Below are 12,873 nucleotides of genomic sequence, written 5' to 3'. Positions count from 1 at the left end.
CGAGCTGGTGATCGGTCTGGTGCGCGGGGAGGTGGGCTGGCCGTGGCAGGCCACGGCGGTGCTGGTGGCGATCGTCGTGGTGCTGGCGCTGCTGGTCGTGGTGGCGGTGTTGCTGCTGGGCCGGCGGCGGGCGAAGCGCTCGCGGGTCGATGACGCGGCCAAGCAGCTGGCGCGCGGCCGGGACGTGCGCCACCTGACGGGCAAGGGGGCCTCTGCGTCGGCGGCCCGGCTCGGGGTGGCCGATTCGCCCGGTCTGCCGATCGGGAAGTCGGTGCGCTCGGGTCAGCTGCTCTACCACGGGTGGGAGGACGTGTCCGTGGATATCTGGGGGCCCCGCACCGGGAAAGCTCTGCCGAGATCGACGAAGGTGCTCACGCCACACGGGTGGACGCCGATCGGTGAGCTCGCACGTGGGTGCCGTGTGATCGGGCGGGATGGTCAGGCACACACGGTGACGGGCGTGTACCCGCAGGGTGTCCGTCCGGCATATCGGATGCACCTGTCAGATGGGACGTCGATCGTGTGCGATGCGGAGCATCTGTGGACGGTGCGACCGAAGCTGCGAGCGGACAAGGTGCGGCCGGCGATGTGGCGGGAGTGGACGACGGCCCAGCTGCTCGCCAACGGTCTGCGCCGTCCGTCGGGGGGAGCGAAGTACTACCTGCCCATCGTCGGACCGGTTGCCTTCGAGGGCCCGTTGCCGGTGGGCATCGAGCGCCGGCCAACGCCCACCGCCGGCAAGGGGAACAACCGGGGGCTGCGGCCCGACGCGGGTCCGGTCGGTCAGCGCCGGGCAGCCGGGGTCCTGGAGCGAGAGAGTCGCGCCGACAGGGCGCTCCCACTCGACGCGTACCTGCTGGGCGCGCTGCTCGGCGACGGCGGCATGAGCACGTCCTCGGTCAGATTCACCACCGCCGACCAGGAGATGCTTGACCTGTTGCAGCCACGGCTGCCGGCGCAGGTCGAGATCGTCCCGGTGCCCGGAACGGAGTACGACTACCGACTCCGCCGCCGGCCGGGCACGGCGGGCAACGCGGTGATCGCGGCGCTGCGCGAGCTGGAGTTGATGGGCCACACGGCGCTGACGAAGTTCATCCCCGAGCGCTACTTGCTGGCCCCGGTGGTGGATCGTTGGGCGCTGCTGGCAGGCCTGCTGGACACCGACGGGTCGATCGACGCTCACGGGGCAATCGAGTACTCGACCTCCTCCGAGCGGCTCGCGTCGGATATCCGGTTCCTTGTTCAGGCGCTGGGCGGAACCGTGACTAGCGCTCGCCGCGAGACGGCGTGCGCGTGGTCGTGGCGGTTGCATATCCGGCTGCCGGTTGGTGGGGAGTCCCCGTTCTGGCTGACCCGGAAGCGGCAGCGGTGGGAGGCAAGGGCCACTCGGCGGCGGCACGCGGTGCCGGTACGTGCGATCACGGCGATCGAGCCCGAGGGCGAGGCGGAGATGGTGTGCATCTCCGTCGATGCTCCCGACCAGCTGTACGTCACCGAGGAGTGCATCGTCACGCACAACACGACCGCGCGTGCGGTGCCGGCGATCCTGGCTGCTCCGGGGGCGGTGCTGGCGACGTCGAACAAGCGGGACCTGGTCGACGCCACGCGGGATGTGCGCGCGGAGCTGGGGGAGCGGGTGTGGGTGTTTGACCCGCAGGGCATCGTTGACGAGCCGCCGCGGTGGTGGTGGAACCCGTTGACGTATGTGACCGATGAGGTCAAGGCCGCGATGCTGGCTGACATCTTCGTTTCGGCCGGGCGCGACCCGAACGCCCGCACGGATGCGTACTTCGACTCCGCGGCCAGCGACCTGCTGGCCGGTCTGCTGCTCGCGGCCGCGGTCGGGCAGCGGCCGATCACTGAGGTGTACATCTGGTTGACCCGGCCCACCGATGACGAGCCGGTCATCTTGCTCAAGGAGGCCGGGTACCCGCTGGTGGCTGGCAACGTCGATGCCATCATCCAGGCGCCGGACAAGCAGCGGGCCGGCGTGTACGGGTCGGCGCAGCAGACGGCGTCGTTCCTGACGAACCGCGCGGCCACGCGGTGGGTGACGCCCGGCGCGCGCGAGGAGTTCGTGCCGGCCGCCTTCGTGCGGTCGAAGCAGTCGCTGTACTCGTTGTCCAAGGAGGGCCGGGGCAGTGCCGGCCCGTTGGTCACGGCGTTGACCGCGGCGGTGACCGAGGCGGCCGAGGAGGCGGCGAAGACGGCGCCGGGGGGCCGGCTGGCGACGCCGATGGTCTGCGTGCTCGACGAGGCGGCGAATGTCGTGCGGTGGCGCGAGCTGCCCAACCTGTACAGCCACTACGGCTCGCGGGGCATCGTGATGATGACGATCCTGCAGTCCTGGTCCCAGGGCGTGGAGGTGTGGGGACGAGAGGGGATGCGCAAGCTGTGGTCCGCGGCGAACGTGCGGGTCTATGGCGGTGGCGTGTCCGAGGCGGAGTTCCTCGGCGAGCTGCGCCAGCTGATCGGTACGCGCGACCTGGATCAGGTCTCGATCTCGTCGGGCCGTGGGGGCCGCTCGAGGAGCCGGACCCCGGGCGGCCGGACGAAGGACATCCTGGATGTGGCCGAGCTCGCGGCTCTGCCGCGCGGGCGGGCGATCCTGTTCGCCTCGGGTGCCCCGCCGGCGCTGTTGGAGACGATTCCGTGGATGGCGGGCCCGCAGGCGGAGCAGGTGCGGGCGTCGATCGCCGCGCACGAGCCGGGCGGGGTGGCGCCCTCGGCTGCCACGCCGGAGGCGCCGGAGGCGCTGTTCCCGACCGACGTCGGCCCGGAGAGGGAGGCCGATCCGCTCGATGAGTGGCGTCCGAGCCAGGGGAGGAGCGCGGTGTGAGCGAGCAGGACGAGGGCTGGGACGACGACGCGGAAGCGGCTGAGCCCGAGACGAAAGCAAGCGAGGCCGGCGGGGATGAGTCGGAGCCGACGCTGCTGTTTCCCTCGTTGGGGGAGTGGTACGAGGGCTGGTTCGTCCAGCTCTACGAGCGAGACGTGGCCGGGGGCCGGTTGTGGTGCCCGGAGTGGTGGCTGCACGCCGAGGCGGTCTACCGCCTCGACGCGCTGTGGCGGGCGTGGGAGCACCTACGTCAGGACGGCTCCCTGGGCCCATCGACGTGGCTGCGCGACCACCTCGACCCGCACATGGCCCAGCTGATGAGCCAGGACGGCCCGTTCAAGGGCTGCGACCCGGACCGGGGCCACCGCCGGCGCCGCACCGGGCACCTGCCGGGGACGCCGCCGGCAGGACTGTTGTCCTAACGGGAACGCGAGCCAGATCGGACTAGCGCCCCACGCCCATGTCCCGCGCACGGGGTGTGCCCCGGGTGGCGGTGTGGGCCCGGCCCTTCTTGTGCGCGTGTCCGAGGCTTTCTTGTGGGGACTGCCCGGTGCCGGTGTCCGCGGTCATGCGGGACTTCACCGCTTCCTCGGAGTGGCCCTGGGAGCGCAGGCTCTCGGAGAGCTTCTCGCGCCGCTCGGAGCTGTCCCACCCGCGGTCGGCCTCAGTGTCGGCCTGTGTGGTCTCTCGGGTCAGGGCCTCAATGTCGGCATCGGTGATGGTGCTCTCCTGGTCCGGCAGTCCATCGCCGTCACGGTCCTGCTGCCGTTCAGCGTCCTGCTGCTCGCGCGCGGCTTCCTCCCGCTGCTGAGCGGTGTCGGCCTCGTTGACCGCCTGCTGAGCTTCCGCCTCCTCGGAGGCGGCCCGGTTGTTCTCCTCGCGCGCCTGACGCAGTAGCTCCTCGGGGTCAAGGTTCCAGCGCTGCTGCATGTGTTCACGGACGTAGTCGGCCACGCGCGCGGCCTCGGGGTCGTGCTCGCGCCAGATCTGGGCGCGGGCGTAGATCGTGGTGCCCTGCTCCTCGGTGAGGTTGTCCCAGAACTCCTGGTTGCGGCCCAGGCCGCTGGCGGCGCGGAACGCTTCCTGTTCGGCGGCCAGCTGCTCGCTGGCGCGCCGGGCCTCCTCCTCTGAGCCGCGGCGCTGCTGGTCGCGCAGCCGCTGGATCTCCTGCGAGTACCGTTCCGTGGCTTGCGCTATGGCCATGACGAGCATGCGCAGATCACGCTCGCCACGGTCCATGAAATCGTTGTCCGGGTTCTCACTCACGACTGCTCCCCTGCTCGACTGCTGGTTGTGTCGGTGACGGTGTGGTGGCGTCGGGCCGCACGGCGCCCGGGATGGGCGCCTGGAGCGGCGCGGTGCCCTGACGGGCGACGCGGGCGGCGCTCAACGCCTGCTCGCCCTGCGGGGTGGCGGCCAGTTGCGTCTCTCGACGCTCGGCGCGCCAGGCTCGCAGGTCCTCCTTGACGGCTGAGGCTGTCAGGGCCGCGGAGCGGGCCTCCTGGCCGGCCTCCTGCGCGTCGTGCAGGGCGCGCAGCGTGCGGGTGAGCTGCTTGATCAGGGCCAGGTCGGCGCCCGCCGTGTCGGGCCGCAGGGCCACGGCGCTGAACAGATGGGCCTGCACGCTCAGGTCCACGCGTGGCCGGCCCTCGTGTGCGGTCTCGCGGTGCGTGCGTGCGTAGCTGCGGATCTTGCGGGAGGCCGCGGCCAGCGGCCCCGGCTCGGGCTCGAGCCGGTGGGACCAGGCGGCCAGTGCGCCGCCGACCTGGCGGGCGACCTGGGTCCATGCTTGGCGGTCCTCGAGCGGTACGGTGCGCAGCTTGTCGGCCAGGGCGGTGAGCTCGGTTGCCGCCCGCTGCCGTGTCTGCTCGCTGGGGGTCTCGACCTCGCGGCCGCGGCCGACCGGCTTGGTGCCTCGCCAGGCGGCCTGCCACTCGGCCAGTGCGGCGGGTGTCTGGGTCTCGGTCCAGCCGCGCCGCATCCTCTCTAGCGACAGGTCGGGACTGAGCGTGCCGCCACCCATCCAGATTGGCCGTCCACCCTTGGCGGGGCGTCGGGCGAAGGCGACACCGGTGACGGTGTGCTGGCCGCCCTTGCCGAACCGGGGTCGGATCAGTGCGCCGGAGGCGCGCACGCGCCGGACGAACTCATCCTCGGTGCGCGAGGCGGTCGCAGCGCCACTGACCACGCGCTCGAGCCAGCGTCGGTCGGGCTCGGCGCCGTTGGCCCGTCGCAGCTCGGCGCGGCTGACGGCGCTCTGGCCGCGGTCGTGGTCGCGTCCGTCGATCACGTGCAGGCCGAACTCGCGCTCGATCGTGCGGCACGCATCTTGTGCGCGTTGGAAGTCGCGGTGGGTGTTGAGTTTGGTCCCGTCCTCGCGCACGCGGGTGACCACGAGGTGGATGTGGTCCATGCCCCCTTTGCCCTGTCCGTGGTGCACCGCGACCCAACGGGCGTCGGAGCGCACACCGTCGTTGAAGTCCATCAGTTCCACGAAGCGGTGCGCGATGTCGGCCCAGGTCTGGTCCTCGATGCGGCCGTCCTGGGCGGCGGCGGAGAGCGGGCAGTGCCACACGTCCGCCTTGCGGTGTCCGACGGTCACCTTCTCGCCGGCGACCTTGTCGAAACCCTTGACGGGGTCGGTGACCTGGGTGCCGAACAGCTTGCGCGGCTTGTCCAAACGGGCGGCGATCTCGCGGGCGTCGTGAACATCTAGCTCGGCGTCGTCCCACCACGCCATCACGCCGTCGCTGCCGGCGACCAGGTGTGGGTTGGTGTGCTCGTTCTCCTCACCGGGGCCGACGAGATAGCGCATCAGCCGCTGCATGCTGTCGCCGTGGATGACCTTGGGAATCATGTCGCCGCCACGTCGTCGCTGATGCCTTCGAGGTCCATCACGAGTGCGCGCATCTGCGCGTAGAGCAGCCGGCCTTCTTCGATGAGCTGTGCCGCCTCGGTGTGGGTGAAGTCGTCTCGTGAGTTGAGCTGGCGGGCGACCTGGTTGATGTTGTTCGCAACGCCGGCCAGCTTCCGATTCACGCTGAACATCTCCACGTACAGCTCTCGTCGCTGCGCGAGTGGGACACCCACGGTCTCCTCGTCGGCGACGGCCAGGCCGGCCTCCACGAGCAGCCGCGGCACGGTCGCTCCTTGCCGTTGCGCAGCCGCGGCAAGTCGCAGCTCCTCGGCCTGGCTGACCACGACCTCGTGGCGCACGCGGCCCTCGCCGGCCGGCACATTGGCTCGCCGGCGACGAGCGAGGAATCCCCGGTCCTGCGTACCCATCGTGTGCTCCTTCGGCCCAGCGCAGCGACCCCCATCCATCGGGGACCACACGACCAGTGTGCCGCGGCCGACGACGGAAGTCGAGCCGCGAGCCGACATACCCCGGGTATGTCTTTAACTTGCTAGCGGGTGGAGGTTGCGTGGTGGGGTGGCCTTGGGTGGGTGCTCGACGGTAGGATCGGTGGTACGTACCGGCCGGGGGGGCTGCGGTTCAGTCGGGCCTTCGGCATCGATCGAGCGACAAGGGAGCGCAGTGATGAGTGCTGAAGGTTCAGGCGGGGGCCCGCGGGAGACAGATGGGGCGGCCGGCGGGTCGCCGGTCGAGGACGCCATGCGCGACCGGCTCGCCGCCGCGGGGGACGCGCGTGGGGTGGGTGCGGCGGACGTGGTGCACGCCCTTGGCGTGCACGTGGACCTGGATGGTGACGCGCGGTGACCGCGTTCGACCTTCCCGGCTACCTGGCGCAGCTGCCGTGGGAGTTGGGCTATCAGCCTTCAGCACAGAACGTCACGGTCGTGACTCAGCAGGCTGACGGCCTGCGGATCGCGTCCGACGACGGCACCGATCGGGTGACGCTCGTCGACAGTGAGGCCGAGCGGATTGCCGAGGCGTCGTACGCGGGACTGGACCCGCGTCCGACGTCCGCGATCGTCTCGGGCTACGGCCCGGATGGAGCCGAGCACGCGACGCAGGTGGCCGAGGCGCTGGGGCGCATCGACCCGGCACTGACCATCGTGCGCACGCACGTCGAGGGCGAGACCTACCGCGTGTGCGGTCCGGGCGGTGCCTGGTCGGAGCCGGCGCAGTTGCCGGCGCCGGACATCGAGCTGATCGTCGAAGGCTCACCGCCACCGGCGCCCACTCGCGCTGCGCAGGCAGCGAGCTTCGCTCCGCTGCCGGAGCCGGCGTTTGAGGCGTTCGACCCGGATCGTCGGCGCGCATACGAGGCGGCCTCACCCACGGACCGCGTGCTCATGGCACGCGAGGCTCTGGGCCGGCTGACCGTGCCCCGAGGGGTCCGGGAGGTGGCGGATTTCGAGGTCGTCGCGATGGCGGCGTCTGATCAGGAACGCGCGGTGCGCGATCACCTGTTGGCCAGCAGCCTGGAGAGGCCCGAGCACGTCGACGCGCTCGTGCAGACCTTCCGCCGTGTCCCAGCGGCGCTGCGCGGCGAGGTCGGGGCGACGGCCGCGGCCGCGGCGCACCTGTCCCTCGGAAGGAGCCTGCGGACCTTGACGGTCCTGTCCCACCTGCCCGAGCACAACGAGCTGGCTTCGCTTGTGCAGCAGGCGGTCGAGCAGGGCGTGGGCGGACACGTCGTGCGGGAGGGCGTTGCCCAGGAGGCGGAAAGGGCCCTGGCGAGCGCGGAGGCCCGGTTCCAGGAGAGCCGGGCCAATCACGTGCGCGGGTTCTCCAGCGCACCGGGCGTGACGCGGACGGGACACGGGCAGGACTCGGCCCGGCCGCAAAGCGGGACCGCGCACGAGGACGGTCTGGAGCGATGACGACACACCTTCGATGGAGGCAGCGATGAACGGGACGAGCAGCGAGGACAAGCTGCGCCAGGTGCTCGACGAGCGCATGGGGCTGGCACGTGAGCTGCTGGAGGTCTCGGCCCGGCTGGACCGTGCGCGCGAGGAGCTGACGACGATGGAGCGCACCTACGCGGAGGCGCACAAGGCGGCGCTCAGTGGTGGTTGGAGCAGTGCCGAGCTGCGTCGGGCCGGCCTGCCGGCTCCGAGCAGTACCAAGGCGCGGTCGCGGCGCTCCCGGTCGGCCCCGGCCAGCCGGGCCGCGGCACCGGCCGAGGCGCCGGCGCCTGACGGGCCCGAGGTCTAGCGCTCCAGCCCCTTCACGGGGGCGGCACCGGTCCCGTGCGAGGGTCGCGCGTGCGTCGTCGTGCGCGTCGAGGTGCCGGGGGCCGCGTTGTGCGCGGTCAGCCGTGCGCCGCTGACGGGTTCCTGGTGCGGTGTCGGGGCCGGGTCCTCGGCGGCGTGTTGAGCCATCGCCGCGTCCACGCGCGCCACCTCGGCGCGCGCGACCTCCAGCGCCTCGGCATGTTTGAAGGGTGCCGCGAGCATCTGGGTCGCGTCGTCGATCTTTTGCTGGGCCTGCTCGGCGCGGCGCCGGGTCTGCTCGGCGATCTGCGGGAGCGCGCGCACGCGGTTCTCCAGTGTCCGGATCGCGCCGACGCCCCCAGCCCGGAACGTGTCCAGCGACATGGTGTGTTGAGAGCGGGGGACGCCGGCGACGGCGAGCTCGACGTCGGGGATCTTGTCGCCGAGCGCGGTCATCAGTCGGACCGAGAGATGGTGACCACCGAGCTCGGCGAAGATCTCCGGTTCACCTCCCCAGCGCACGCGCGTGGACATGGTGGGCCGGCTTTGCGCCCAGGCGGCCAGCGCCTCGCCGGCTGCGGCGCGGTCGGTGTATCGCTGGCCGCCCAGGGAGATGACGAACTTGTCTCCCGCGGTCTCCCGGGTCGCAGCGGCGGCCTGCTCGAGGGAGACCACGTCGCCCTCGGCCAGGGCCTTGGCCTTGGTCTCCTCGGTGACGGTGAATCGGAGCGTGTGCTGGCTGCGTTGATGGGCGCGCTCGAGCCGGGTCAAGCGGGTCAGTTCCCGGTCGGCATTGGCCTTCTCCAGCACGAGCGGGTTGCCCGAGGTGATCGCTTTCGCCTCGGCGAAGCTGAGCGTGTTCTCCCCGATGTCCTCGATCTCGCGGACGTCGAGCCGGCCTTTCATCACGGAGTTGATGAACCGTGACTTGCGTTCCAGGCCCTGCCACATGAACGCGTCGAAGGAGCCGACGGTGATGATCTGGCTGATGCGGACCTCGTCGTTCTGGTTGCCCTGGCGCAGGATGCGGCCGTGGCGTTGCTCGACGTCCGCCGGACGCCAGGGGGCGTCCAGGTCGACCAGGTGCACGGCCCTCTTCTGGACGTTCGTGCCAACGCCCATGCGCTGTGTGGACCCGACCAGGACGGAGACGTGGCCGGCGCGAGCGGCGGCGAATAGTCGGGCCTTCTGGGCATCGTTGGTGGCTTCTTGCATGAACCGCACGCGGTCGGCCGGCACGCCGCGGGCGGCGAGCTCCTCGCGCAGCGCGTCGTAGACGTTCCACTGCTCGTTGGGTGTGCCCTGGTCGCAGAACACCAGCTGCAACGCCCCCCGCGTGGCCTCCTCCTGACCGTCGACGTCGAGGTAAGGCTGGTCCTTGGTCTCGTGGTACACGCCGGCGATGAGGTCGGCCGCCACGTCGACCTTGCTGGCGCCGCTGGGCACGATGTCCGGGTCGATCAGGCGCATGTCCAGCGCGGCACGACGCCCGTCGCTGCTGACCTTGAGCATGTTGTCCACGCTCGGGTCGACCCCGCGGGCGGCGATCCGATCCACGCGATCGCCGATGTCGTGGACATAGTCGCTCAGCTCGGGAGTGGGATCGACGTCGATCAGCTGCGGTGCCCGTTCGCCGCCGGGGCCGCGGGCCGCCAGCGTCGGGACGGGCAGGCCGAGGTCGGCCTGTGTCTTGACGTCGGCGAAGGTGTGGGACATCTTCAGCAGCTCGGGCACGTTCTGGAACTTGGCGAACCGGGCCTTGATCTTGAACCGGTCGCCCCCGGCGACCGTGAGCTCCATACCCTCGACCACCTGGCCGAACGTGGCTGCCCAGGAGTCAAAGTCCTCGATGCCGGCCTCGCTGAGCAGGTCGGGCCGCAGGTACCGCTGCATCACGTACATCTCGGTGACCGAGTTCGCGATCGGCGTGGCCGTGGCCGCGGTGATCACCCGCCGGCCCTCGCGCCGGCGGAGGTAGTCGATCTTGGCGTGCAGGTCCGTGGCGCGCTTGGAACCGTCGATGGCCGCGCCAGCGATGTTCGTCGGGGTGGTGAGGTTCTTGTAGTCGTGCATCTCGTCGATGACGAGGTAGTCGATCCCGGATTCCTCGAAGCTGATGCCCGGGTCGCTGGCCTTGTCCTGGAGCTGGCGCAGCTTCTCCTCGGCGCGGGCGGTCTTCTTCTCCAGTCGCTTGACCAGGGAGCGGCCCGCAGTCCCGCTGCCGGCCTCCTGGGCGCGCTGGGTGGCCGCCCGCAGAAGATCGACCTCGGTGGCGTTGTACTTGGCCATCTCCTCCGGGCTCAGCGGGAGCCGCTCGAACGCGGTGCGGGTCATCACCACGGCGTCCCAGTCGTGGGTGGCCACGCGGGCGACGAACGCTCGCCGGCGATCGCGGCCCAGGTCGTCGACCGACGCGGCCAGGATTCGAGCCCCGGGGTAGATCGCCAGCCACTCGCGGGTGAACTGCTCGAGCATGTGGTTGGGCACCACCACCGCCGGCCGGCGGGCCATGCCGAGCCGCTTGAGCTCCATGACTCCCATGACCATCTCCGCCGTCTTGCCGGCACCGACCTGGTGAAACAGTCCAGTGGCCGGCTCGGCGAGCATCCGGGCCACCGCGGCGCGCTGGTGTGGCCGGGGGCTGAACGTCCGGGCCATCCCCGGCAGGGTCAGGGCCTGACCCTCGGCGGTGTAGTCACGCAGCACCAGAGCGTTGAACCGCTCGTTGTACTCCTCCAGCAGCCTGGCCGCGCGTTCGGGGTCTTCCCACACCCACTCGGAGAACCGTTCCTGGAGCAGTGCCGCCTTCTCCTGGGCGGCCGCGGTCGCCTCGGGGTTGGGGATGCTCTTGCCGTCCTCGGTGTGGTCGTTGACCACGATGCTGCGCTGCTCGAGCAGCCGTTCGAGCAGCGCGCCCGCGGGCATCCGGTCGGTGCCCCACTGATCGGTGGCCAGCAGGCTGTACCGACCGCCGGCGACCTCCCAGGAAGATCCTGCGCCGGCCACGGTCGCGGACTCGTCGCGCACCAGCTCGCGCAGGAACCGCTCGTGGTCGGCTGGGCTGATCCACACCGCGCCGATCCGGGCCTCGACCTCATCCATCCGCAGCGGTTCAGGCAACGCCTCGCGCAGCGCGTCGACGTTGACCCGGTAGGTCTCGTCCTCACCGGCCGCGGCCTCGGCCGCCGCGAGCTTGTGCCGCACGTTGCCCGAGAGGTAGGCGGCTCGCGTTTCCAACTCGTCGGTGCCCGGCACCTCGAACACGCTGGTGCCCAGCCGTTGACGGGCCTCGGTGGTGTCGGTGCCGAGCAGGTGCGCGATCCGGTCGAGATCGACGCGGCCGGTGTCCTCCACGGTCACGGCCAGGGCGTCCTCGGCGCTGTCCGTGCCGAGCACCGGCTGGCGCGGGGCGACTTGGCGGCTGTGTTGGATGGCGGCCGGCGTGGCCTGCTGGGTCTGCTCGTCGAAGACCTCCAGCGCGGCGACGAGCGGCGCGAAGGGGTCGCGACGGAACTTGCCGACCGCGGGTGGCACACGGCGGATGACGATGGGGTCCCCGGCTGCGTCCCGCCGGCTGGAGGTGGTCTGCGAGAAGCGGTTGATCGGGCCGAACCGCGCGACATAGCGGGCATAGCTGTCCCGCAGCTCAGTGCGGGCTCCGGCCAGCTCGTCGGTGTCCTCGCGCTGGATTGCTTCCAGCTCCAGCACGGTGCGGGCGTGGTCCCGCAGCTCAACGAGGTGGGCCATCTCCTCGGCCTGGGAGCCGGCCTTGGCCTGGCGCCCCTGGACGCCGGGCACGGCGAACGGCATGGCGACGCCGTCGCTGACGACTGTGAACCCGTCGTCGGTGCGGGCGATGTGCCCCTCCCACTCTGCGCTGGGCTCGGGCACCCACGCCGCTGCGTCCCGGGCCGGCGCGCTCGCGGTCGTGTCGACCGTCAGCGCGGCCTCTCGCGCGCGATCGGTGATGTCGTGCAGGCGGGCAGAGAACTGTTCGCCGACATGCTCGGGTTGGTCGTTGACCACTTGGAGGGTGCTCGAGCCGTACATACCGTCCCCGACGCGCAGCTCGCCAAGGACGTGCTCGGGGTGGTCGAGGAAGTACCGGTTGATCCGCGCCCGCCCGCCGGGCAGCTCAGCCTCCCGCACGGTCTCCCAGGCCGTGTCCGCAGGCTGCTGACCCTCGTCCCGCCGGCGCAGGATGACCAGGTCCATGACGGCCTGGGTGCCGCTGGTGCGCTGGTGTGAGCCGGTGGGCAGGCGCACCGCCCCCACGAGGTCGCCCAGTTCGCTCATCTCGCGCCGGGCGGCCGGGTTCTGGGCATCGAGGGTGTAGGAGGAGGTGAGCACGGCGACCATGCCCCCGGGCCGGGTCAGATGCAGCGCCTTGACGATGAAGTAGTTGTGCAGGCTGTGCCCGCGCGCGTTGTGCGTGGGGTCGTAGGGCGTGACGTCGGCGAATGGCACGTTGCCGATGGTCAGATCGAAGTGGCCGGCCGGCCGCCGGGTGTCCACGAAGGACTCGGCCTCGATGCGGGCCTCGGGGTAGATGTGTGCGGCGATGGCGGCCGTGATCGGGTCGAGCTCGACGCCAGTCATCCGGGCCTCGTCCGGCGCCAGTCCGATGAACGTGCCCACCCCGGCGCCCGGCTCGAGTACGTTTCCGCCGGCGAAGCCCAGGCGCTCCAGCGCGTCCCACATCCCCGCGGCGTAGGCCGGAGCGGTGTAGTGGGCGTTGATCGTGGTGCGTCGGGCCGCGGCGTACTCGCTCTCGCTGAGTAGCTCGCGCAGCTGGTGGCGGTCCTGGTCGTGTTCGGGCCGGCTGTCGTCGAAGACCGCCGGCACCGCGCCCCATCCACTCCACCGGGCCAGGGCGACCTTCTGGGCGTGCTCGGCAGGCCGGCCCGCCG

Annotated in this window: 7 protein-coding genes and 2 pseudogenes; 5 read left to right on the top strand and 4 right to left on the bottom strand. The window is 71.2% G+C overall.

Going from position 1 to position 12,873, the window contains the following annotated elements; all coding sequences use genetic code 11:
• Positions 1 to 493: 493 nt before the first annotated feature.
• The 3 genes and pseudogenes from AC3D3D_RS15245 to AC3D3D_RS15235 form a co-directional block, all read left to right on the top strand.
• Positions 494 to 1,255: pseudogene (locus tag AC3D3D_RS15245) on the top strand (LAGLIDADG family homing endonuclease); the annotation flags it as partial.
• A gap of 255 nt (positions 1,256 to 1,510) precedes the next feature.
• A pseudogene (locus AC3D3D_RS15240) lies at positions 1,511 to 2,839 on the top strand (type IV secretory system conjugative DNA transfer family protein); the annotation flags it as partial.
• On the top strand, positions 2,836 to 3,261 hold the full coding sequence (locus AC3D3D_RS15235; RefSeq protein WP_463663528.1) for a DUF4913 domain-containing protein: 426 nt from the start codon (positions 2,836 to 2,838) through the stop codon (positions 3,259 to 3,261). The pseudogene AC3D3D_RS15240 and the gene AC3D3D_RS15235, both read left to right, overlap by 4 nt.
• A gap of 22 nt (positions 3,262 to 3,283) precedes the next feature.
• On the opposite strand, the gene AC3D3D_RS15230 is transcribed toward AC3D3D_RS15235, so the two are convergent.
• Genes AC3D3D_RS15230 through mobC form a run of 3 tightly spaced genes read right to left on the bottom strand, consistent with a single transcriptional unit; the run spans position 3,284 to position 6,124 of the window.
• Entirely contained in the window at positions 3,284 to 4,105 is an 822-nt protein-coding gene (locus tag AC3D3D_RS15230) for a coiled-coil domain-containing protein (protein WP_463663529.1), read from the bottom strand.
• Positions 4,098 to 5,696, bottom strand: a complete 1,599-nt coding sequence (locus tag AC3D3D_RS15225; RefSeq protein WP_463663530.1) for a relaxase/mobilization nuclease domain-containing protein — start codon at positions 5,694 to 5,696, stop codon at positions 4,098 to 4,100. Before AC3D3D_RS15225 ends, AC3D3D_RS15230 begins: the two co-directional genes overlap by 8 nt.
• Positions 5,693 to 6,124 (bottom strand): plasmid mobilization relaxosome protein MobC, encoded by a 432-nt coding sequence (gene mobC, locus AC3D3D_RS15220; protein WP_463663531.1) that lies wholly within the window; start codon positions 6,122 to 6,124, stop codon positions 5,693 to 5,695. The genes AC3D3D_RS15225 and mobC overlap by 4 nt, the downstream gene beginning before the upstream one ends.
• 432 nt (positions 6,125 to 6,556) lie before the next feature.
• Between mobC and AC3D3D_RS15215 the strand changes: the two genes are divergently transcribed.
• Positions 6,557 to 7,630 (top strand): hypothetical protein, encoded by a 1,074-nt coding sequence (locus tag AC3D3D_RS15215; RefSeq protein WP_463663532.1) that lies wholly within the window; start codon positions 6,557 to 6,559, stop codon positions 7,628 to 7,630.
• Between the two features lie 25 nt (positions 7,631 to 7,655).
• Positions 7,656 to 7,964 (top strand): hypothetical protein, encoded by a 309-nt coding sequence (locus tag AC3D3D_RS15210; protein WP_463663533.1) that lies wholly within the window; start codon positions 7,656 to 7,658, stop codon positions 7,962 to 7,964.
• On the opposite strand, the gene AC3D3D_RS15205 is transcribed toward AC3D3D_RS15210, so the two are convergent.
• Positions 7,961 to 12,808: a helicase-related protein gene (locus AC3D3D_RS15205; RefSeq protein WP_463663534.1), complete on the bottom strand. Its 4,848-nt coding sequence runs from the start codon at positions 12,806 to 12,808 to the stop codon at positions 7,961 to 7,963. The two genes, AC3D3D_RS15210 and AC3D3D_RS15205, sit on opposite strands and share 4 nt — an antisense overlap.
• Positions 12,809 to 12,873 lie beyond the last annotated feature (65 nt).

Source organism: Georgenia sp. X1117, assembly GCF_057784635.1.
Note: the sequence above shows the minus strand (reverse complement) of the source record. Positions and strands in the feature narration are given on the sequence as shown.